Source organism: Sphingobacterium deserti (assembly GCF_000757725.1).
GTDB classification, from domain to species: Bacteria; Bacteroidota; Bacteroidia; order Sphingobacteriales; family Sphingobacteriaceae; genus Sphingobacterium; species Sphingobacterium deserti.
Genome location: NZ_JJMU01000021.1, coordinates 98,619 through 122,400, shown reverse-complemented (window position 1 = coordinate 122,400; position 23,782 = coordinate 98,619). Strand labels below are relative to the sequence as shown.

Here is a 23,782-nt window from a genome sequence, read left to right as displayed (position 1 = left end):
TTAAATGATATATAATCAAAATAATATTTTTGTCTTAGTAGACTAAAATGCGATCGGGTATGTTTTTGTTCTGCTGACTAAATTGTGAAAATGCTCGAAATTCTTCCTGAAATGAGCAAAATTTGCAAAGGACTTATAAAAAAAGCCCTTAAAACGTGGAAGTCTTAAGGGCTTTTCTTTTAAGTATTTTCTTCGGTTATTCTTCTATAATTCCTTCAGCTAATACGGTAATGTTATTGTCCTTTGCTTCCACGACGCCGCCTTTAATGACCAGAATAATCTGACCATCATTTCCCTGGATAATGACTTTTCCATCCTCTAAAGTAGATACAATAGGGGCGTGGTCTTTCAAAATTTGAAAGGAACCAGCGCTTCCGGGCACGGTTACGGCTGTAACCTCGCCTTCGTATGCTAATTTATCTGGTGTGATGATTGTTAAATTCATTTAGTGATGTATTGCGTAGTGTGTAATGCGTATTGAGTAATGGAATTTCACACTACTCAATACCCTATACACTATACTTTTAAACTGCTTCTGCTAATAGTTTTTTACCTTTTTCGATAGCGTCATCGATACCACCTACTAAGTTGAATGCTGCTTCAGGGTATTCATCTACCTCACCGTCGATAATCATGTTGAAACCTTTGATGGTATCTTTGATATCAACCAATACACCTTTTAAACCTGTAAACTGCTCTGCAACGTGGAAAGGTTGCGATAAGAAACGTTGTACACGGCGTGCGCGGTGAACCGTTAATTTGTCTTCCTCAGATAACTCATCCATACCTAAGATGGCGATGATATCTTGAAGTTCTTTATAACGTTGCAAAATTTCTTTTACGCGTTGTGCTGTGTTGTAGTGCTCGTCACCCAATACTGCAGGAGATAAGATTCTTGAAGTAGAGTCTAATGGATCGACCGCAGGATAGATACCTAACTCGGCAATTTTACGTGACAATACCGTTGTTGCATCTAAGTGGGCAAATGTTGTTGCCGGCGCAGGGTCAGTTAAGTCATCGGCAGGTACGTATACGGCCTGAACGGAAGTGATAGATCCGTTTTTAGTTGATGTAATACGTTCTTGCATCAAACCCATCTCTGTAGCAAGTGTTGGTTGGTAACCTACCGCTGAAGGCATACGTCCTAAAAGTGCAGATACTTCAGAACCAGCTTGTGTGAAACGGAAGATGTTGTCGATAAAGAAAAGGACGTCACGACCTTGGCCTTGGCCATCGCCATCACGGAAGTACTCAGCAACAGTTAGTCCAGATAGAGCAACACGTGCACGTGCCCCAGGAGGCTCATTCATCTGTCCAAAGACAAATGTACATTTTGAATCTTTCATCAACTCGTTGTCAACTTGATCAAGCGGCCATTCGCCTTTTTCCATGCCTTCCATGAAGTGCTCGCCGTATTTGATGATCCCAGATTCCAACATCTCACGCAATAAGTCATTACCTTCACGTGTACGCTCACCTACACCCGCAAATACCGATAGACCACCGTGACCTTTTGCAATGTTATTGATAAGTTCCTGGATCAATACGGTTTTACCTACACCGGCACCACCGAATAAACCAATTTTACCGCCTTTTGCATAAGGCTCTAATAAATCGATAACTTTAATACCTGTAAATAAAACCTCTGATTCAGTGGAAAGCTCATCAAATCTTGGCGGCGTATTGTGGATAGGACGACCGTTTGATTTATCCAAGTTCTGGATACCGTCGATCGCGTCACCTACCACGTTGAAAACGCGGCCTTTGATCTCTTCACCAATAGGCATTTTGATCGGAGCTCCTGTATCAACGACTTTCATTCCACGAACCAAACCTTCGGTTGCATCCATGGCGATTGTGCGAACACGATCCTCTCCTAAGTGTTGTTGAACCTCCAGCACGATACGTTGGCCATTGTCTTTCTCAATGTACAAAGCATCATAAATCTTAGGAAGACTGTCATTGTCGGCGAAGTTGACGTCAACTACGGGGCCGATAATCTGCGCTATTTTACCAATATTGGGCATATTATAGGGACTAAATAATTATTAATCAATTTAAAACAAGTGTATTTTCACACCTAGATTTTGGAAGGCAAAAATAAGCTATATCTCCTTAAATGCAAAACGCTTAGTGATAATAATTTTATTTTTATATAGAAGAGCGATCAATCCGCTCTTTTTTCTGTGTGCTGCGTGAACTGTACCTGAAATGTAAAGGGCTTTAATGAGAATGTTTTCAATAATGATGGAAATGCTTGAACTATCGATTTAGCATCTGCTGTAGAATTTTGAAAACGGAGAAGTATGCGAAACACGGCTTGTCTTTGTAGAAGAAATTTTACTATTCCTGCGATGACTTTCGGCATGCATTGCTTAGATTAGGGCTGATTTCTAGTCGACATTATTTTTATACCTCCATTTATGAAGATACGCATTTTCGCCATTCTCGTTTTTTTTCCTTTTCTGGGTTGGTCACAGCTAGACTACCCCACTTATCCGCAACTCAGCAGCCAGATCAATAGTCTAGCGCAGCAATTTGGATCAGGATCCGCAGCTATTGGTAAAAGTTATGGCGGAGAAAATATCCCGATCATCAAAATCCAGCAGTCGCAAAAGCCGAAGCCTACCTTACTTATCGTAGCGGGTATTGACGGCCGGCATCCTGCCGGGATATTGAGTGCTGTTGCGCTGGCTAAGCGTATAGGCGACTTGCCTAAAGATTCGTTATCGAGGCTATTGCAAGATCATGCTATCTGGATTGTACCTATGCTAAATCCAGATGCTTATAAACGAAATATTTCCTCAGCTGTTTGGCTTTCTGGAAATGGGCGTGCTATTGATAATGATCGTGATGGCCGTTTAAACGAAGACCCGTCCGAAGACCTCAATAAAGATGGCCTCATCTCGCAAATGCGCGTTCGATCGATCGGTGGTAAATATGTTACGCATAAGGAATACGCCAATTATCTGATTGAAGCAGACCCACAAAAAGGGGAGCGCGGCATGTACGATTTATATGTGGAGGGAATGGACAGCGATAAAGACGGCCTATTTGGTGAAGACGGTGAGGGCGGCGTGAATATCAATCGTAATTTTACATTTAATTACCCGGCCTTTACACCTGAAAGCGGCGATTACGCAGCTTCTGAACCCGAGACCCGAGCCATAGTCGACTTAATTTTCGACAACCCGCAGATTGCTACTGTCGTGCACTATGGCTTTGGGAATAACCTGCACGAGCCAGAGAAGTTTGAGCAAGGAAAAGCGAATGACCGCATCATAGGCTCATGGCTCGAAAATGATGCCGCCGTTTCAACTTATGTAAGCGGTCTTTATTCAAATAATACAGCTAGCTTAGGTGCCGCACCGAAGGAAAGCATTCAGGCGGGGCATTTTTCGAATGCCGCCTATTACCACATGGGCAAATACAGCTTTTCTACGCCGGTATGGTGGCCTTCCGTTGCAGACTCGAGCGGGCAGAGTGATAAGGCCAGGAAAACACCAGCTGCTGATGCGTTTTTACAATGGGCTACCGTCAACAACGTATCTGGCGCTGTGTTGCCTTGGACCAAAGTAAATCATCCGGATTTTCCTAATCAGGAAGTTGAGGTGGGGGGAGTAGTCGACGTTTTTAAGAACAATCCTCCCCTAGCATTTTTAACTAAAAATAATGAAGCACATACGGCATTTATTGTGGCGTTGTTAAACAGCATGCCTAAGCTGGAATTCCCAGAACCCGTGGTAACAGCACTAGGCGATAATATTTTCCGGGTGGACCTGCGCATCGTCAATACCGGGCTGATGCCTACCTACCCGGAAATTGCCGATAAAATAAAACATGTTTCAAAGATGAAGACGGTTTGTGAGCTGCAGAAAAATCAGAAATTTTTATCAGGTAAGCGCTTACAACTTTCCCCTACGCTTCATGCAGGAAAAGTGCAGCATGTCTCCTGGCTTATTCAAGGAAAAGGAACGGTTGAGATTACGGCCGGCTGCCCTACAGGAGGAGAGAATACTATTAAAGTTACGTTATAAATGCTGATTAAGATGAAATTACACCGTTTAATATTGCCCCTATTTATAGGCTTCACACTGCCGTTTATGATTTTTGGACAGACCGACGACCGCAAGGGAGCCGTTGAAATCGCAGGATTACGGGCCATAGGCTCGCCTTCGAACCCAAAAGTGCCCATGAACTGGAGTCGGTATCATGATAACAAGCAGATTGAACAATTTTGCAAAGATCTGCAAAATGCCTACCCTAATCTTGTTCGGTATGAATCTATTGGTAAATCCTATGAAGGGCGCGATATGCTGGTGCTTACGGTTTCGGATTTTTCCAAGGGAAAGACGGATAGGAAGCCCGGAATGTGGATCGACGGTAATATACATGCCAACGAACTTCAGGGTTCAGAGATTGCAATGTACACGGCTTGGTATCTAGCGGAGAACTTTTCCAGTGTAGCTTTTATACAGGAATTGTTGCAAGACAAAGTGTTTTATATTGCCCCTACGATTAACCCCGATTCGCGAGATTACTTTATTCATGAGCCTAATACCATGCATTCGTCACGCACTGGAAGACGACCTTTCGATAATGACGGCGATGGCGCCATAGCGGAGGACCTGTATGACGACTTGGATGGCGATGGGCACATCGTCATGATGCGCAGAAAATCTAAAACGGGCCGTTACAAAGCCGATCCGGAGAATCCGAATAGGATGCTGATTGTGAAACCGGGTGAGGTCGGCGAATACGAAATGCTGGGTTTTGAGGGAATTGATAACGATGGCGATGGTTTGGTGAATGAGGATATTACGGGAACCTATGATCCAAACAGAGACTGGGGGTGGAATTGGCAGCCGAACTACGTGCAAAATGGTGCGCTGTATTACCCGGGCACATTGCCGGAAACTAAAGCAGTCAAGCAGTTTTTCTATAGCCATAAAAATATTGCAGGCGCACAATCGTACCATAACTACGGCGGGATGATTTTGCGTGGACCCGGTGCCGCACAAGATGAAAAATACTACTCGCGAAAAGATGTTCAGGTATATGATGCGTTAGGGAAAACCGGCGAACGCATGCTTCCGGGGTATAATTACATTGTTATTCATAAAGATCTCTATACCGTTTTTGGCGGGGAGATTGATTTCATAACACTTGCACGGGGCGTTTTTACGTTTTCCAATGAATTGATGACGACCTATAAGCTGTTCAATGAAAAGGCAGGGCAAGGTTTACGGCAAAGCGATGAATACTATGAATTTGATAAGCTTCTGCTTTTCGGGGATGCGTATGTTCCCTGGAAGGAATACGACCATCCGCAATTTGGCAAGATTGAAATTGGTGGCGCAAAGAAAAACTACACCAGAAATCACCCTGGCTTTCTGCTGCTTGAAGATGCACACCGAAACGCCGCATTTACCATTTACCATGCCCACCATACACCGAAATTAGAAGTGTTGGATACGGAAGTGAAACCCTTAGGTGGAAACCTTTACGAGGTAAATGCTACTGTTTGGAATGGCAGGATTATTCCTACACATTCCGATCACGACGTGAAGTATAAGATAGAACGCCCGGATCATATCCGCTTAGAAGGCGCCGAAGTGATTACAGGCTTGCAGGTTTTAGACCGTGATTTCAATGTCACGTCAGAACAAAAATACAAGCCCCATCAAATTGAGATACCCAATATCGAAGGAATGAGTGAGGTTAGGGTGCGGTGGATCGTGAAAGGGAAGCCTGATAAGGCAAAGCTTATTGTGGATAGTGAGAAGGGAGGCCTTTTGGAAAAGCTGCTTACAGAGAAATAAATAAAAGAGGTTTGCAGCAGTAGTGAACTGCGCAAACCTCTGTTTTTTATGATATGGTTTACGAGTTTCTTTTCATTTGCTCATCCAGCAACTGCCTTTTGAGGATCTGCTCTTTCTCCATAGACTTCTTACGTAGCGTTTGTAATTCTTCTTGGAGTTCTTCCGTTGTTTTTTTATGCTCGTTCGTATCAACCTTTGCTTTTCTGAATGAGCCTAACGTCGCCATAAATGCGATGGCCAAAACGACAATGACCGTCCAAACAACCGTGTGGTAGGTTCCTTTAGCAAAATCGATTCCTAAGAAAGAAATGCTATCCGTTTTTTGCCTTTCCGCTTGCAACTGTGTATCAAGGGTAGTCACGGAGTCCTTTAAATTTTTTACCGTTGTTACCGATGAAGAAGAATTGGCCTTTAAAGTTGAAATCTCTTTCTGGTAAACCGATATAGAGTCTAACACATTCCTGCGTACAATCTCCAGGTTTGTTTTACGAATAATTTTGAAGTCAGCACTCTGTGACTTGGACAGGTTGCTCAAATTCGTGAATTGTTCGCTTAATGAGCCTTTCTGGATCGCGTATGGAAGCATAGGCTTCGTTTGTCCTAATGCAGAAAGTGAACATACGGTAATAGCGATTAGCAAGAGTTGTTTTAACATAAATTTGATGTAATTAGCATGGTGTATCTTATTTATAACACCATAAATTTAAAATTATTGTTGAACCACGAATGGCTAAAATTGAAAAATAAATAACGGAATTGCAAAAAAATATCATTTTAACCGTGTTGACATCCGCTACGGCGAGCCCATTATTGTATCATTTTGACAGGATTATAACGATTTTATTACGTCATAATCGTTCGGATGATAACATATTGTAATAAGTAGATAATTATACAGAGGAATGTCGGACAATAAAATCGTTTTTTTGAAAACCATTATAAGCATGGGTGTTCACACAGATATCGTTTAGTCATGAAATGGTCGTTTCTGCACGTGTGTCAAAAGCGGCTCCCTATGCATTTTGAGATTAAAGAGAGATTATGGTGTTTCAACATAAAAGATCATTTATATTACTATTGATTTGGGGGCTACTTAGTCTAAGTGGCTCCATGTCTGCCATTGCTCAAGTTTTGTTTGTGAAGGATGGTGTGAAGAATGAAGAGCGGTTTCTTTACGCCGTTGACCGATTGGCTTCGTCCGGAAAAAATAGGGCGACAAAGAGCTTTGCGCTAACGGATAAAAAAATAAGAAAAGATGCTGTTATTGTTGGCGTGAAGGGATCTAACAACTGGAGTAAATTAGTGCCCGCTACACTGTTATCGTCCTTAACAAAAAACGAATCTTTCCTGCTTTATAAAAAAGATAAAAATGCGCCGCTTGTCGTTATCGGTGCCGATGAGACGGGGTTGCTTTACGGGTGCGAAGAGGCCATTCGTCATGCCAACTTCGCTGGGAAAGCTGTTTCCACGGTTGATGCGCCAGAGATGGTACTTCGAGGTACCAGTATCGGGATGCAAAAAACAGAATATCTTCCCGGTAGAGATGTATACGAATATCCATACACAGAGGAACTATTCCCCTGGTTTTACGATCAGCAGTTGTGGCTGGACTACCTGGATATGCTTGTCGAAAACCGTTACAATACCTTATACTTATGGAACGGCCATCCTTTTTCATCACTCGTGAAGCTGAAAGATTATCCATATGCGCTGGAGGTAGACGATGCCACTTTTGCAAAGAATGAGCGCATGTATAAGTTTCTTACGGAGGAAGCAAACAAACGCGGGATATGGGTGATACAGATGTTTTACAATATTATATTGCCCAAGCCCTTTGCAGATAAGCATGGTTTAAAAACACAAGAGAGAAACCGCGTTATCACACCGCTTATCGAAGACTATACCCGGAAATCTATTGCTGCCTTCGTAGAGAAATATCCGAATGTGGGTCTTTTAATCACCTTAGGAGAGGCTATGGAGGGTGTCGGCCAAGACGATATCAATTGGTTTACCAAGACTATTTTGCCAGGCGTGAAAGATGGCCTGCACGCCATCAGCAGTACGGTAGAACCGCCAGTGATCTTGCGAGCACATGATACGGATGCTCCGGCCGTCATGAAAGAAGCGCTACCTATCTATAAAAACCTCTACACGATGGCCAAATATAATGGCGAGGCACTTACGACGTATACGCCGCGTGGGAAATGGGCTGAGTTGCATCAGCGTTTAGGAAAAATAGGTACCGTACATATTCAAAACGTCCATATTTTGGCTAACCTAGAGCCGTTTCGCTACGCTGCGCCCGACTTTATAAAGCAATCAGTAAAAGCGATGCATGATGTTCATCTATCGAATGGGATACATATCTACCCGCAAGCATCCTACTGGGATTGGCCCTACACGGCTGATAAAGCGGAAGAACGTTTATTACAGGTCGATAGAGATTGGATGTGGTACAAAGCCTGGGCCCGTTATGCTTGGAAGGCGGCCCCCAATGAAGAAGAAGATCGAAGATACTGGCGCAATGCGCTTATTGATCATTATGGGATAACTGAAGAAGGCGCCACGGCATTGTTGACCGCTTTAAATGAAGTGGGCGAGATTTCTCCGAAAATTTTGCGCCGTTTTGGGATTACGGATGGGAATCGGCAGACCTCTTCGCTAGGCATGTTAATGACGCAGCTAATCAATCCATATAGGTATGGTTTATTTACGCTTTTATATGAATCTGAAGCTCCGGAAGGTGAGATGATCATCGACTATGCCGAGAAGAAATTCAAAGGTGAGCAGCATATTGGGGAGACGCCTATTCAAGTGGCCGATGAAATTGTGGCACATGCTGAGCGTGCTGTTTCGAAAATACAAAAGCTGCAAGTGGGGAGCAAACAACCAGATGAATTGCGCAGACTGATTAATGATGTATATATCCATGAGGCACTCGCTAAACACTATAGTTTTAAAGTAAAAGCGGCGGTGCAGGTCTTGCAGTATAAGTATACGAAAGATGTGCAATCGTTGAAACATGCCTTACCAGATTTGGCAAAAAGCGTGGATGCTTACAAGACGCTGACGCAGTTAACTGCTGATAGCTACCTGTATGCAAACAGTATGCAAACCAAACAACGTAAGATTCCGATGCGTGGTGTGGATGCGACATTCAAGCACTGGACAGAAATGCTACCTGTGTTTGAAACGGAACTTGCTAACTTTAAGCAGGCTATCGATTCTTTGGAAACACATGGCGCAGGTGCAGAAAAAGGAAGAGAGACCTTGTCCGCAGCATCTGTTGAACTAGCTGATGAGACGCGTTTAGTACCGTTAAAAAAAGGTGCAAACTTATACCTAGATCAAGAGCTCGTTGTTACACATTTGCCGCCCGAGTTTGAAGGATTGCAAGCAGTAATGGTCGATGCCGCTAAGCAAAAGCTGGAAGGCACGTCCTTGCATTTCGAAGCGGCCGCCCCCGTCAAAGTACTTGTGGGCTACTTTAACAGCAGCGATAAAGTATTTGCACCTAAGCCTGTGCTGGAGATAGATGCCACTGCAAATGACTACGGACAAGCGGATACCAAGGTGCGAAACGCTTTGCGTGTGCAGTATATGCCGATGATTGACGTACATACCTATTCCTTCGCTGCCGGGAAAAATGAATTGAAACTACCTAAAGGTGAGGCAATCATACTTGGGTTTGTAAAAGATAGCGAATTGCTGCATCCATACAATGCGGATGTTGATAACCAAGGGGACGACGTGGACGATTTATTTGGCTATTTTGGAGAAACCAAACTATAATGACTATTTAACATGATGATAAGACTTTTATTTTTAATATCCCTGTTTATTCCTTGTTTTGCCATCGCGCAACAAGATTTAAATAGCAAGCTAAACAGCTACGTCGCACAGTTCAATAAGGATGACAACGAAGCAGTAATTAACCTGATTCCAAACAAAGAATCTGCAGCCTGGATGGCAGCAAATATTCCCCTGCTGGATTGCCCCGATTCGGCGATCGAACAAATTTATTACTTCCGCTGGTGGTCGTTCCGGAAACATATCAAAAGCACGCCGGAAGGAACGATTGTAACAGAGTTTATCGAACCGGTGAAGCATGCCGGTAAATACAACTCGATCAGTTGTGCGCTTGGCCATCATGTTTATGAAGGTCGCTGGCTGCGCGAGACTGATTTTTTAAAAGAATACATCGATTTCTGGTTTTACCATGCGGATAAAGACCAAAACAGACCGCGTTTCCACCAATTTAGTTCGTGGATAGCTGATGCACTATTGGCGTATTATAAAGTAACCGGCGATAAGGATTATGTCCTGTCTCGATTAGATGCCTTAGACAAAGACTACGCCGTGTGGGAAAAAGAAAGGCAACTTGCTAATGGGTTATTCTGGCAGCATGATGTAAAAGATGGGATGGAAGAGTCCGTTTCTGGCGCACGTCGTGAAGAGAACATGCGTCCTACGATCAACAGTTACATGTATGGCAACGCTAAAGCAATTTCGACTATCGCCATGATGGCCGGCAAGAAAAAGCTAGCCGATGCCTATAACCAAAAGGCAGATAAATTACAGCATTTGATTCTCGACTCACTTTGGGACAAGGACGATCAATTTTTCAAAACAAAACTAGAGAAAGGCGGTTTGCACCCGGCGCGTGAAGCGATAGGTTTTATTCCTTGGTATTTTAATGTTGTGCCTGACGAGGAAAGATATAGCGTATCGTGGTCGCAGGTTACCGATACCGCGGGATTTCGAGCTCCGTGGGGCCACACGACGGCCGAACGCCGCGAGCCCAGTTTTCGTACACGTGGAACCGGCCATAGCTGCGAATGGGATGGCGCCATCTGGCCTTTTGCTACATCACAAACCCTACGCGGCATGGCCAATCTCTTGTCTACCTACAAACACAAAGGTGGAATTGATGAAAAAGATTTTTATCACGAAATACAGCAGTATGCAAAATCGCATGTCATGCACGGCAAGCCCTACATCGGCGAGTATCAGGATGAAAAGAATGGAGAATGGTTAAAGGGTGATCATCCACGGAGTAAATTCTATAATCACTCCACATTTGCCGATGCAGTAATTCAGGATCTGATCGGGTTTAAACCTTTATTGAATGATGGTTTTGAGCTGAAGCCACTTATTCCGCAAGGCAGCTGGTCCTATTTTTCGCTTCAAAATATCCCTTATAAAGGGAAGTTGATCAGCATCTTTTGGGATCAGAAAGGCAATCGTTATGGAAAGGGTAAAGGGCTACGCGTTTATGCGGAAGGAAAGCTGCTTGCAAAGTCCAAAAAATTAAAATCGTTAAAAGTTAATATAAAATGATAAAAAAAGGAATCTACGCCCTTTTCGTGTTTATTGCGGGGCTTATGCAACTGGCTGAAGCGCAGTCGTATTATAACGTACTGAAATATGGTGGCAAGAATGATAGTACCGGCACCAATACCAAGGCCATCGCTAAAGCTATTGACGCTGCCGCTGCAAAAGGAGGCGGTACCGTTTATTTTCCGGCGGGTAAATATATTACAGGTCCTATCCATTTCAAAAGCAACATTACGCTATTTATTGACGCGGGTGCAGAACTGCACTTTAGCGATAATTTTGATGATTACCTGCCTATGGTAGAATCCCGCTGGGAAGGAACGGCGGTAACGAATTTCTCCCCACTATTCTATGGTAATGGTTTGGAGAATATCGCTATCGTGGGCCGTGGAATCATCGATGGTCACGGTAAAAAGTGGTGGGGCTACTCGGAGATCGAAGTAAAGAAACAAACAGAAGATAGCAAATGGCAGAAAGAATTTAAACGCCTAAATCCAAATGTGCTAGCTCCTGATTTGCCAGGTTGGATCGAGCGTGGATTTTTACGCCCGCCATTTATCCAATTTCTTCATTGCAAGAACATACAGATAAAAGATATCAAAATCCAAAATTCACCGTTTTGGACCATCAATCCGCAATATTGCGATAACGTAACGGTTGATGGGATCACTATTGATAACCCTCCATCGCCGAATACGGACGGTATCAACCCAGAATCATGTAGCAATGTACGTATTGCCAACAGCCACATCAGCGTGGGCGATGACTGTATCACGATCAAATCTGGTAAAGACCGTTCGGGACGGCAGATCAACGTGCCCGCGGAAAACTACACCATCACCAATTGCACGATGTTACGTGGTCATGGCGGCGTGGTGATTGGCAGCGAGATGTCTGGCGGTGTGAAAAATATCGTTATTTCCAATTGTATTTTCGATGGGACAGATCGTGGTATTCGCTTGAAAACAGCACGTGGACGAGGTGGTATTGTAGAGAACATCCGTGTGAGCAATATTGTTATGCGCAACATTCGTGATCAGGCCATCGTTATGGATATGCAGTATGCAAAAACTGATGTCGAACCTGTAAGCGAGCGTACACCGCAATTCAGAAACATATACATCAGCGATATGGCGGGCAGCACCAACCGCGTGGGGCTATTGCGCGGTTTAGACGAAATGCCGATCGAAAATGTAAGCTTTAATAATATCAACATGCAATCTAAAGCAGGCTTCTCTCTGGAAAATGCTAAGAAAATCTCTTTTAACAATGTGCAGGTTGATGTGGCGAATGAGCCATTTATCAAAGCCAAAAATGTGGATATCTTAGAAATTCGTGCCGTCCAGAATTTTACTCCGTTGGCAGATCGTCCGTTGTTGCTCTTGGAAGATGTTAAAAATGTCAATATTCAGCAAAATTATCCTATGGCTGGAACAAAAGTGTTTCTTGAGCTAGTAGGTCAGAAAAACGAGCACGTTTTTATCCACGGCAATAATTTTAGCAACGTGCAGACCGTAGCCATTGGTCAACAAAATGCGCTGACAACGGCAAACAATATTGAAGTAAAGAAATAAGGTGTATATGTACATTCGAGTTATCATTTTGCTGCAAATAGCGCTGTGCTTTTGTATATTTTCCCAAGCACAGCAACGATTGTGGTATAAGCAGCCCGCACAACAATGGGAGGAAGCACTACCTATCGGCAACGGTTATTTAGGCGCGATGATTTACGGTGCTGTACAAAATGAAGAAATTCAGTTTAATGAGGCCACCTTATGGACGGGTGAGCCACGCGAATACAATAAGCAAGGAGCCTATCGCTACCTAGATAGCATTCGAACACTTCTTGACCAGGGGCAACAGCGCAAAGCCGAAGTGCTGGCTCAAGAAGAGTTTATGGGCTTGAAGAGTGAGACGGAGGATCCGAAAGCATGGTTATCTCAAGTGTCTGCGGAACGGGAAAACCCACAAGGTGCTGCAAGTTACAGCTTTGACGACACAGCTTGGAAGAGCATACAGGTACCTGCCTATGAAGGCTGGGAAGCTGTCGGTTTGGAGGGAATTGATGGCGCGGTGTGGTTTCGCAGCAGCTTCACCCTAACTGAGCAAGATCTGAGCGACGATTGGGTGCTGGATCTCAACAAAGTACGGGAACAGGATTATACCTTTTTGAATGGGCGTTTGCTGGGTCATACCGAAGGTGATCAGGAGAAAAGAGTCTATCGGATTCCGAAAGAGCAGCTGCGTGTAGGAAAAAATGTACTTGCTATCCAAGTCATAAATCTAAGCGGCAAAGGCGGCATTTCGGGATACAAAGACACCCGGCAGGCTATCGGTGTGCGCGGTAAAAAAGGAAAGTTCATTTCCATAGTAGGGCAGTGGAAATATTGGGTACAGAATAGCAAGGCGCCGAAGGTGGGTGATTATCAAGCCAGCTACCAACCATTTGGTTCGTTAAAGCTGCGGTTTCCAAGTGCTAATGCAACAAATTACAGCCGAAGCCTGGATTTAGAGAAGGGGCTGGCGACTGTATCGTATATGCAAAATAATGTGTCCTTTACGCGTACCTATTTAGCAAGTTCGCCTGATAATGTACTTGCGCTACACTTAGCTGCAGATAGGCGCGGGCAAATTTCGTTTTCGTTGACAATGGATGCCAAGCACCAGGGCTACCGTGTGTGGAAGATCGATGATCACAGTCTGGGCATGCACGTGAAGGTAAAAGATGGTGTGCTTGAAGGGACTTCCTTCGTCAGTATAAAGTTGCAGGGCGGTTCTATCCAGGAGCAAGATGGTTGGCTGGTCGTTGATAAAGCCGATGAGGCAAGCATTTACCTCACTGCGGCAACTAATTTTCAAAATTATAAGGCGTTAAACAGCAGCTACGCGGCGCAGGCTGAGAAAGATCATGCGCGTGTGCAGAAAAAGTCGTTCAAAAAGATCCGGGCAAGTCACCAGCAAGATTATGAAAGTTTGTACAAGCGCTTTTCTATCCATCTTGGCGGTAACGCCGCCGATGCTTTGCCGACAGACGAGCGCTTGAAGCGATTTGTCGAAACGGACGATCCGGCGCTAGTAGCGCTTTACATACAATATGGCCGCTACTTACAAATAGCCAGCTCACGGAAAGGCACGCAACCCGCTAATCTGCAGGGCGTCTGGAATCACCTCTTGGAGCCGTCTTGGGGGAGCAAGTATACGACCAATATCAATCTAGAGATGAACTATTGGCCTACCGAGATGCTTAATCTCAGCGAGCTTCATCAGCCGCTTTTTGAAATGATTCAGGATCTGTCGGTAGCCGGCGCAGAGACGGCAAAAGCCTACTACGGCGCGCGGGGTTGGGTATTGCACCACAACACCGATATTTGGCGCGGTACCGCGCCTATCAATAATGCAAATCATGGTATCTGGCCTACAGGTGGCGCATGGCTCGTCAGGCATTTATGGGAGCATTATTTATACAATCAAGACCCTAAATTTATTGCGGATTACTACGACATTATCAAAGGCGCAACGCTATTCTTCAAAGATGTGTTGGTCAAAGATCCTAAAACAGGATGGTTGGTAAGCAGTCCATCCAATTCGCCCGAAAATGGCGGTTTGGTAAAAGGGCCTACCATGGATCACCAAATCGTTCGCTCGCTGTTTTCTATATTTGTCCAATCTTCGCAATTGGTTGGTAAGGATAATATGTTGCGTGATTCTATTCAGCAGATGCTGCCGCAAATTGCGCCGAACCAAATTGGTCAGTATGGCCAGCTGCAAGAGTGGATGGAGGATATCGATGATCCCACAAATAAACATCGGCATGTCTCCCATTTGTGGGGGCTTCATCCAGGGAACGAAATTAATGCAGAAACGTCGCCCGATATGTTGCACGCTGCAAAAAAATCTTTGTTGATGCGTGGTGACGATGGTACGGGTTGGAGCTTGGCCTGGAAAATAAACTTTTGGGCAAGGCTGAAAGATGCAGAGCATACCTATGGTATGGTAAAGATGCTGATGCGCCCTGCGGGAAAGGCTGGCGGATCTTACCCCAACCTATTCGATGCACACCCGCCCTTCCAAATCGACGGAAATTTTGGAGGTGCGGCCGGTATTGGCGAAATGTTGTTACAAAGTCATAGCAGCTATATCGATATTTTACCCGCCCTGCCCGCATCCTTGCCGGAGGGCGATGTACGCGGATTTAAAGCGCGTGGAAACTTTGAAATTGCCTTACAGTGGCAAAATGGCAAGCTAAAAATGCTTCAGCTAAAATCAAAAGCCGGTAAGCCGCTGAAACTTCGATACGACGGAAAAACTGTCGAATTAAAAACCAAGAAAAATAAGGTATACTCGTTTGATGCCGAACTAAATCTATTATAATAATGCGTAAAGCTTTTTTTGTCCTGTGTTTGCTATATGTAGGGGTGAGCTGTGTCAGGGCGCAAGATGTGCGACAAATTATCTCATTGGATAAGCGGTGGTCTACGGCAATGGACGAACACGATACACTGCGCTACAATGGTTTTGAGAAAAATTCCTTTCAGGAAGATAAAAATTGGCGACGCGTTGATGTGCCCCATAATTGGGATAGCTATGCGGGCTACCGCAGGCAGATTCACGGTAATCTTCACGGCTATGCCTGGTATCGCAAAACATTTACAATAAAAGAACGTACGAAGAGTAAGCGTTTTTATTTGTTTTTTGAGGGCGTTGGGTCTTATGCGACCGTATGGTTAAATGGCAAACAGATTGGCTACCATGCCGGTGGCCGCACAACCTTTACGCTGGATGCTACAGACGCTATTTATGCGGATGGACGGCAGAATATTTTGGCAGTACGTGCAGATCATCCGGCCGAAATCCGCGATCTGCCCTGGGTGGATGGCGGCTGCTCTACCGAGCGCGGCTTCTCCGAGGGCTCACAACCCCTCGGCATATTTCGCCCAGTTAGCATTATTGTTAAAAATGAAGTTAATATCGCCCCTTTTGGCGTGCACTATTGGAACGATGAAACAGCGAACGATGAACAGGCTACGATACAGCAGCGTGTAGAAATTCAGAATACAACTGCCAAAGCGCGGAAGCTGAAAGTGGTAACCTATCTTTTAGATGCCAAGGGCAAGCGCGTGGGAAGTTCAACAGACCAACTACAGATTGAAGCGTCCACAACAAAAGAAATTTCCTTAAGCAGCATTCAGCTCAGCAAACCTCATCTTTGGGAGCCGCAGGCCGCTTACCTCTATAGCTTGGAAACAAGGATTCAGGAGGGAAATAAAGTCTTAGATAAGCTGCAAACACCGTATGGTGTCCGTGCCATTCGTTGGCCGAAGGGATTGAAGCCCGTAGGTAGCAATCAATTGCTTGTGAACGGTAAACCTGTATTTATACACGGCATCGCGGAGTACGAGCATAAACTTGGTAGCTCGCACGCATTTACCGATCAGGAAATTTCTGCTCGCGTTCGGGATATGAAAGCTATGGGATTCAATTCCTTTCGTGATGCACACCAGCCGCACAACCTTCGCTATAACCACTATTGGGATGAAAATGGCATCTTGTTATGGACGCAGATGGCTGCCCACATTTGGTTTGATACGCCTGCTTTCCGGACCAATTTTAAGCAGCTCCTGCGCGATTGGGTGAAAGAACGCCGAAACAGCCCTTCTGTGTTTTTGTGGGGAATAGAAAATGAAAGTACATTGCCTGAGGACTTTGCGCGTGAATGTATGGAGATCATTCGCTCGATGGATCCAACAGCGTCTGTACAGCGTTTAGTAACCACATGCAATGGTGGTAGCGGCACCGATTGGGATGTGCCGCAAAACTGGACAGGAACATACGGTGGCGATCACCATACCTACGGCGAAGATTTAAAAAGACAGTTGCTCGTTGGGGAGTACGGTGCTTGGCGCACATTAGAACTCCACAGCGAGGCTCCCTATTTGCCTAATCATTCTGTTTACAGCGAAGATCGATTTACGGAAATTTTAGAAACCAAGATACGCCTGGCAGATTCTGTAAAAAAGGAAAGTATTGGACATTATCTGTGGCTTTGGAATTCGCATGATAATCCGGGCCGCGTTCAGGGCGGAGAAGGCTATCGCGATATGGATAAAATCGGGCCGGTGAACTATAAAGGCTTGTTAACACCTTGGGGCGAACCCACGGACGCCTATTACATGTACCGTGCCCACTACGGTGAAAAATCAAGGCCGATGGTCTACATCGCCTCGCATACATGGCCCAATCGCTGGCTCAGCCCCGGCACAAAAGATGGTATCCGTATATACTCGAATTGTGAAGAAGTGGAGCTATTTAATGATATAGAATCGATAGCATTAGGTAAGCAGAAGAACCCGGGGTTAGGCAGAGCTTTTGAATTCAACGGCATACCAATCCAGTATAATGTGCTGTACGTTGAGGGGCGAAATGCAGGAAAGGTTGTGGCTCGTGATACGATTGTTTTGCATAATTTACCAGCTAGTCCCAACTTCGAAAAGTTGCTGGATCGTCAGTCGGAACTTATCAAGGGGGATAAGTCGCTCGAGTATCTGTACCGGGTGAATTGTGGTGGCGACACCTATACAGATACATTCGGACAAATCTGGAAGGCAGATCAAGCCCATGATACATCCAGTGCGTGGGGATCTTACTCCTGGGCGGATGACTATGAGATAGCCTCCTTTTTTGCGAGCCAACGCCGCACGTTCGATCCTATAAAGGGCACGGCTGACTGGTCTTTGTTTCAAAGTTTTCGTTATGGTCTTGATAAGTTAGGCTATCGCTTTGATATGCCCAATGGGAAATACCGTGTAGAACTTTACTTCTCGGAGCCTTGGGTCGGCACGGGTGGTGGCGGTGACGCTACTGGCATGCGCTTATTTGATGTGGCCTTGAATGGCGAAACAGTAGAGCACGACTTGGATATCTGGAAGGAAGTGGGACACGACAATGCGCTGAAACGAGTCTATACCGTAGATGTTCGTGACGGGCAGCTGCAGGTACACTTCCCGCATGTTGCAGTTGGGCAGGCGATCATTCAGGCTATTGCGATTGCTCCTATGGATAAGTCAAAGGAGAAGTATTCAAAAAGTTCACAGCAAGCCAATCTTCCGCTTAAAACAGGGAAGGGTTCAGCTTTGCATTCTTGGATGGATATTGGACAGATGTATAACAAGTCCGACAGCCTGTCGTTCCATTATTTGCCCGGCTTTTTATATGGATCTAGTTTCTTTAAAGCAGAATCCACCAATCCTCTTGTCGTCTTTAAAAAACCAACGAACCTTTACATACTCGGGCAGACTCCTGTCAACGGAATGGAACTTACCGGAGATTCTGTGGTGAACAATCGGGGAGAGGCATATCAGGTTTACCGCAAGGTCTTGGCTGCCGGGGAGGAATTTCAAGTGCCTGTTACCGCACTAGATCTCATTGCTTTCCAAGAGCAATCTGGCTTACAACCGGCGTATGATTTGAAAGAATCAGCAAACTATAAAGCCAATGCGGTGAAGGTATTTCAAAAGATGGATAGAGTTGACTTTCTGAAGCAGGAACGCTTGCGCTACGCTGAAGACAATGGCTTCCTGGAGTTCCAAATGAAAGTTGGCGTTGCAGATGTCTATTCGCTGACCTTAAAATACCACAACGAATTTAAAGATAGCAAAAGCTTGACTTTGGAAGTGCGTACATTGGACGGTTCCGTATTAAAGCCCGCTGAAAAGCTGCAACTTGACCCTACACGGGTCGGGAAATGGAATTACGCGACCACCACGACAGGATCGATGATCAATGCCGGAACCTATCGGGTTATCGTGCGCGGCTTAGATGCGAAGGCGATCTACATTGATGGGTTGGAGGTGCAATAGAAATTAAAAAGTAAAAATTAAAAATTAAAAAGTAAAAATTAGTAAGTCAAAATTGAGCAGTTAGAAGTTAAAATTGACGAATCAAAAGTTGTAAGTCGTAAATAAGAAGAACGTGCTTGATAACAATTGAAAAGTTAAAATTAGCTTCGATGAGCTCGCTACACTCGGTTAAAAAGTTAGAAGTCAAAAGTGATAAGTTAAAATTGACGAATCAAAAGTTGTAAGTCGTAAATAAGAAGAACTTGCTTGATAACAATTGAGAAGTTAAAATTATCTTCGATGAGCTCACTGCGTTTGGTCAAGAAGTTAAAAATTAAGAAATCAAAAGTCAAAAGTGGAAGTTCCTGAATAACTTTTCTTAATACTCAGTACTATCTACCCAGTACTACCTACTAAATACTATTCACTAATTTCTGCTTAAATAGCGCTTTTTGTACTCTAGTGGTGTAAGGCCCATCACTTTTTTAAAGTGTCGGTAGAAATTCGAAACGTTATTAAAGCCACATTCAAAACAGATTACCTCGGTAGGCAGTTTGTTTTCTACCAAGAGGCGGCAAGCATGGCTGATACGGATTTCCACCAGAAAGTCATAGTAGGTTTTGCGCGTCATCGTCTTGAAATATCGACAGAAGGAGGTGATACTTAAGTTCGCGATATTAGCAACCTCTTCTAACGTGATATCGTCTTTGTAATGCGCGTGTGTATAGTTAAAAATGTTGTTCAGGCGAATGTTATCGGCTTCGTTAGATTGATGGAACGTGGTTTGCGTTTTAACGATCGTCTCGCATTCATCGCTTTCTGCCAAGACTCTTAATATTTGAAGCAACGCAATAACCTTCCCGAAACCGGTTTCATTCACACAGTTTTGCATCAATTCGGCAACCAGCTTTTTCGTTTCTCCTTTTATAATAAGTCCGCTTTTTGCTTTCTCAAATAATTTGGGGATCAGATATGATTCCGGCAATTGGAGAAGTTGCTTACCCAAACAGTCGGGAAGGAATTGTAAAACAATAGCTTCTATATTATAATCTGGGTTATTTTGAAAGTATTCGTCTTTACAGCGCCATGCGTGCGATAGCTTTTCGCCAACGAGAATAATTTCATCGGCCGCGAAGGTACTGATGTTGTCTCCAATAAAGCGCACTCCCTCACCGCGGATGGTGTAATGTAGCTCCAACTCTTCATGGTAATGCCATACATTACCGAAATTGGGCATTACATCATGTCTCGCGGAAAACGAACTTTCCAGTTTCGCAGGAAGTTTTCTGTACAGAGGTTTCATAGTCTTCGAAAGCGTTGTCTAACAAAGGGTTTACAATATTTTTAAATCGGTTTGCTAATATACATTTTTTATTCAAAGTATATGGTAATATCTTATAGTGAATGGATAATGTTACATAAAAATACGCGTCAAGGATTTCGTTTATTTGCTATAACAATTATAAAGCTATAAAACTCTTTTTGGCTGTTCGTTGCCCATTCCCGGGCACAAATGGAATAGAAATGAAGCAAGATAGATAGCAGTACCGATGGTGCATATGACTAACATACTTTAGCCTAAGCGAACGCGTATTCTATTAAGTTTTCATATCTAATGCAGCTAATGTGTGCGGATATCATCTGTATTACGATCTCGTTTTATGCTACGTTTTTAAAATGTCATTTACCAGATTGAACATGAATTATAAATTTATTATTAAAAACGGAATACGGAAGGGGGCCATATGCGGCCTCCTATCCGTCATTACTTCGTTCTCGGCTCAGCTGCATGCGATCACTGCCCATCGCAACCTGCTGTATTTGCAGCAGCAGCCACGCGTCGTGGATATTCGGGGAACCATCTTTTCGAATGATGATGAGCCTGTAGTGGGCGCAACCATACAGGTGAAAGGAAAGAACATACAAGCACAAAGTGATGCGGAAGGTCAGTTTAGTCTGCAAATAGATCAACTGGGGGAGACACTTGTAATTAGTTATGTAGGATATGAAACACAGGAGATAGAGGTGACTACTGTAGAACCTCTGCAAATCCGCTTAAAGCCGTCGGGTGTTTTGGATGAGGTGGTTGTCGTCGGCTATGGCGTTGTGAAGAAGCGAGATCTTACGGGTGCCGTAGCCTCAGTAAAATCGGAAGAGATTATGCGGACACCTACAGCCAACGTCATGGATGCATTGCAGGGCAAGGTATCGGGGATGGATATCATGAAAAGCTCTGGGCGGGCGGGCGCCAACGTCAACGTCGCTTTGCGCGGCAGCAGATCGATCTATGGAGACAACAACCCACTCTATATCATTGATGGTATTCCGGGCGATTTCTCTAGATTAAATCCCAGTGATATAGCGTCAATTGACGTTTTGAAAGATGCTTCATCCACCGCCATTTACGGTTCCGCAGGATCGAATGGTGTGGTCATTATCACGACGAAACAAGGAAAGGCTGGAAAGACCGTGGTGGATTTCGATTCTTACTTTGGTTACAACGGTTTCCCAAAATATCCGCATGGGATGACAGGAGATGCCTACCTGAATTTAAAACGTGAAGCTTATCGTACCCAAAATGGGAATTACCCAGAATTTTTAAACAATATTTTTAAAAACCCGGCACATCTGGAAGCCTATGAACAAGGGAAATGGGTAGATTGGGTAGATCAAGTTTTGCGTGATGGCATTCAGCAAAACTACAGCTTGGCTGTAAATGGGGGTACAGAAAAAACCAATGCGTACCTCTCCCTCAACTTCAATGATGAACAGGGGATGATCAAGATTGATCGGTTTAAAAAATATGCCGTACGGACAAACGTTGACCACAAGATTTCTTCCGTATTTAAACTAGGTACCAATCTGCAGTTAACGCATACGGACAATGACCAAGCGGCACAAAATATTTTTGGTAATGCATTAACGTTTCTACCGCTAGGCGATGCATTTGACGCACAAGGGAATATCCAGCATATTCCTGTTGACGGTGTGACAAACCCATTGTCTGATCAAATAAAAGATCAATATGTCAACAACACGCTGAATACCTATTTTTCCGGGAACGGATTTGTCGATATTACCCCGATGGAGGGTTTGTCCTTTCGCTCTATTTTCGGTGCGATATTGGGTTCTTCCCGAACAGGGCGCTATTTTGGAACGCAATCTATCGCGAACCCAGAAGCAGGCTTTAGAGTGCCCGCGGCTGTTATCATCAACGATAGGAACTACGATTATCGCTGGGAAAACATTCTAACTTATGCTTTTGATATTCAAGACGATCATCATTTCACCGTAACAGGTGTTACATCATGGGCAAAAAACCAAGCCGAGCAAGCCTATGCTGGCGCGTCGGGCTTTGATTTGGACTCCTATTCCTTTCACAACCTGAGTGCCGGAACGAACCCTATCATTCGGTCTTCCTACATTCGCAGCCAGTCGATGTCCTATGTAGGCCGATTCAATTACAACTATCAAGGGAAATATTTATTCAGCCTTTCAAGCAGGTGGGATGGCGTATCACGTTTGTCGCAAGGAAATCAGTGGGATGTTTTCCCGGCAGGCGCCTTCGCTTGGCGCATCAGTGATGAGAAATTTTTTATGCCGCTACAAGCTGCTGTCTCTGATCTGAAACTTCGGGTTGGTTATGGTATTACAGGTAACTCAGGCGGCGTAGGAGCGTATGGCACACAGGCCGGCGGATTTAACGCCCCGCGTCCCGTTGGCTTTGGCGATACGCCGGCACCAGCATTTATACTCAATCAGCAACTGGCGAATAACGCGTTGGGTTGGGAAAAATCCTACACCACAAATATCGGATTAGATGCATCTTTCCTTAACCAGCGCATCAATTTAACCGTTGATTGGTATAATGCCGATACCAAAGATCTGTTGTACCTGCGCGATATGCCCGCTTCATTGGGTGGCTCTTGGGGAGCACCATTCAAGATGTGGCAGAATGTTGGTGCAACGGTCAATAGAGGTTTGGAAATATTATTGACAACTAAAAATATAGAGCGCGATAATTTCTCTTGGGAAACGACGGTAACCTTCGCAGCGAATAGGGAGCGCATCGTCACCTTACCGGGAAACAAAGATTTGATTTCTACAGGGCTATTTCTGGGACATCCTATTAAGACCTTCTTTGATTATAAATACCTAGGAATATGGCAGCTTGAGGAAGAGGAAGAAGCCGCGCGTTATAATTCGTTGCCGGGCGATATCAAACTGGCTACTGATGGGACATTCAGAGAAGACGGCACCCATGCCTATGGCGCGAATGATAAGATGATTCTTGGATCAGCCGTTCCCGATTGGACAGGCGGATTGCAGAATAACCTGCGCTATAAAAATTGGGATGCCAGCATTTTCTTCACGGCGCGTTGGGGACAAATGGTTTCCAGTAATTTGATAACGCGCTATAACCCAACCACGGCAGACGGAAATAGCCCTGACGATTCTGATTATTGGACGCCAGAAAATCCCGGCGCCTACCTTCCGCGCCCCGGGCTACACGCAACAGCCAGCGGCTATATCGGCTTTGAATCGTTAAAGTATGTTGACGGCTCGTATTTTAAGATCCGTAATATAACCTTGGGATACACCTTGCCAGAGTCTATTGCGAAAAGAGCGGCTATGCAACGATTCCGTATTTACGCGACAGCGAATAATGGATTCATTTGGACAAAAAGCGATTTGCTAAAATATCAAGACCCTGAATCTAATGGCTCAGATAATTTTCCGCTCACCAAACAATTTGTAGTAGGCTTAAATGTTACGTTCTAAAATAAT

12 protein-coding genes are annotated in these 23,782 nt (G+C 44.4%); 8 read left to right on the top strand and 4 right to left on the bottom strand.

Annotated features, from left to right (window positions below):
- Positions 1-196: 196 nt before the first annotated feature.
- Together atpC and atpD are read right to left on the bottom strand one after the other, a co-directional pair.
- Positions 197-445 (bottom strand): ATP synthase F1 subunit epsilon, encoded by a 249-nt coding sequence (gene atpC, locus DI53_RS06040; protein WP_037496632.1) that lies wholly within the window; start codon positions 443-445, stop codon positions 197-199.
- 79 nt (positions 446-524) lie between these two features.
- Positions 525-2,027, bottom strand: coding sequence for a F0F1 ATP synthase subunit beta (gene atpD / locus DI53_RS06035; protein ID WP_037496630.1), 1,503 nt, complete (start codon positions 2,025-2,027; stop codon positions 525-527).
- A 396-nt stretch (positions 2,028-2,423) separates the two neighbouring features.
- Between atpD and DI53_RS06030 the strand changes: the two genes are divergently transcribed.
- Positions 2,424-4,037 (top strand): M14 family zinc carboxypeptidase, encoded by a 1,614-nt coding sequence (locus DI53_RS06030; RefSeq protein WP_037496629.1) that lies wholly within the window; start codon positions 2,424-2,426, stop codon positions 4,035-4,037.
- A gap of 12 nt (positions 4,038-4,049) precedes the next feature.
- Positions 4,050-5,822, top strand: a complete 1,773-nt coding sequence (locus tag DI53_RS06025; RefSeq protein ID WP_037496828.1) for a M14 family metallopeptidase — start codon at positions 4,050-4,052, stop codon at positions 5,820-5,822.
- 58 nt (positions 5,823-5,880) lie between these two features.
- On the opposite strand, the gene DI53_RS06020 is transcribed toward DI53_RS06025, so the two are convergent.
- Entirely contained in the window at positions 5,881-6,477 is a 597-nt protein-coding gene (locus tag DI53_RS06020) for a hypothetical protein (protein ID WP_037496627.1), read from the bottom strand.
- Positions 6,478-6,863: 386 nt separating this feature from the next.
- Here DI53_RS06020 and DI53_RS06015 point away from each other — a divergent pair, with 386 nt between their 5' ends.
- The 5 genes from DI53_RS06015 to DI53_RS05995 are packed head-to-tail and all read left to right on the top strand — an operon-like array spanning position 6,864 to position 19,015.
- The gene (locus tag DI53_RS06015; protein WP_037496625.1) at positions 6,864-9,614 is read left to right on the top strand and encodes an alpha-d-galacturonidase; all 2,751 of its coding nucleotides are present in this window, start codon (positions 6,864-6,866) and stop codon (positions 9,612-9,614) included.
- 12 nt (positions 9,615-9,626) lie between these two features.
- Positions 9,627-11,162: an MGH1-like glycoside hydrolase domain-containing protein gene (locus tag DI53_RS06010; RefSeq protein WP_037496623.1), complete on the top strand. Its 1,536-nt coding sequence runs from the start codon at positions 9,627-9,629 to the stop codon at positions 11,160-11,162.
- Positions 11,159-12,733 carry a glycoside hydrolase family 28 protein gene (locus tag DI53_RS06005; RefSeq protein ID WP_052072130.1) on the top strand — a complete coding sequence of 525 codons (1,575 nt, stop codon included), beginning with the start codon at positions 11,159-11,161 and terminating at the stop codon, positions 12,731-12,733. The genes DI53_RS06010 and DI53_RS06005 overlap by 4 nt, the downstream gene beginning before the upstream one ends.
- A gap of 7 nt (positions 12,734-12,740) precedes the next feature.
- Complete coding sequence (locus DI53_RS06000) at positions 12,741-15,530, top strand: glycoside hydrolase family 95 protein (protein ID WP_037496621.1); 2,790 nt, start codon at positions 12,741-12,743, stop codon at positions 15,528-15,530.
- Positions 15,531-15,532: 2 nt separating this feature from the next.
- Complete coding sequence (locus DI53_RS05995; protein WP_037496620.1) at positions 15,533-19,015, top strand: malectin domain-containing carbohydrate-binding protein; 3,483 nt, start codon at positions 15,533-15,535, stop codon at positions 19,013-19,015.
- A gap of 406 nt (positions 19,016-19,421) precedes the next feature.
- On the opposite strand, the gene DI53_RS05990 is transcribed toward DI53_RS05995, so the two are convergent.
- Entirely contained in the window at positions 19,422-20,297 is an 876-nt protein-coding gene (locus DI53_RS05990; RefSeq protein WP_037496618.1) for an AraC family transcriptional regulator, read from the bottom strand.
- 395 nt (positions 20,298-20,692) lie between these two features.
- Here DI53_RS05990 and DI53_RS05985 point away from each other — a divergent pair, with 395 nt between their 5' ends.
- Positions 20,693-23,776, top strand: a complete 3,084-nt coding sequence (locus DI53_RS05985) for a SusC/RagA family TonB-linked outer membrane protein (RefSeq protein WP_052072129.1) — start codon at positions 20,693-20,695, stop codon at positions 23,774-23,776.
- Positions 23,777-23,782 lie beyond the last annotated feature (6 nt).

Bases quoted from the DNA above. Each gene is read 5' to 3' on its own strand.
- DI53_RS06000 (WP_037496621.1), top strand. From the start codon at position 12,741: ATGTACATTCGAGTTATCATTTTGCTGCAAATAGCGCTGTGCTTTTGT.
- DI53_RS06030 (WP_037496629.1), top strand. From the start codon at position 2,424: ATGAAGATACGCATTTTCGCCATTCTCGTTTTTTTTCCTTTTCTGGGT.
- DI53_RS06020 (WP_037496627.1), bottom strand. From the start codon at position 6,477: ATGTTAAAACAACTCTTGCTAATCGCTATTACCGTATGTTCACTTTCT.
- DI53_RS06010 (WP_037496623.1), top strand. From the start codon at position 9,627: ATGATGATAAGACTTTTATTTTTAATATCCCTGTTTATTCCTTGTTTT.
- DI53_RS05990 (WP_037496618.1), bottom strand. From the start codon at position 20,297: ATGAAACCTCTGTACAGAAAACTTCCTGCGAAACTGGAAAGTTCGTTT.
- atpC (WP_037496632.1), bottom strand. From the start codon at position 445: ATGAATTTAACAATCATCACACCAGATAAATTAGCATACGAAGGCGAG.
- DI53_RS05995 (WP_037496620.1), top strand. From the start codon at position 15,533: ATGCGTAAAGCTTTTTTTGTCCTGTGTTTGCTATATGTAGGGGTGAGC.
- atpD (WP_037496630.1), bottom strand. From the start codon at position 2,027: ATGCCCAATATTGGTAAAATAGCGCAGATTATCGGCCCCGTAGTTGAC.
- DI53_RS05985 (WP_052072129.1), top strand. From the start codon at position 20,693: ATGAATTATAAATTTATTATTAAAAACGGAATACGGAAGGGGGCCATA.
- DI53_RS06025 (WP_037496828.1), top strand. From the start codon at position 4,050: ATGAAATTACACCGTTTAATATTGCCCCTATTTATAGGCTTCACACTG.
- DI53_RS06015 (WP_037496625.1), top strand. From the start codon at position 6,864: ATGGTGTTTCAACATAAAAGATCATTTATATTACTATTGATTTGGGGG.
- DI53_RS06005 (WP_052072130.1), top strand. From the start codon at position 11,159: ATGATAAAAAAAGGAATCTACGCCCTTTTCGTGTTTATTGCGGGGCTT.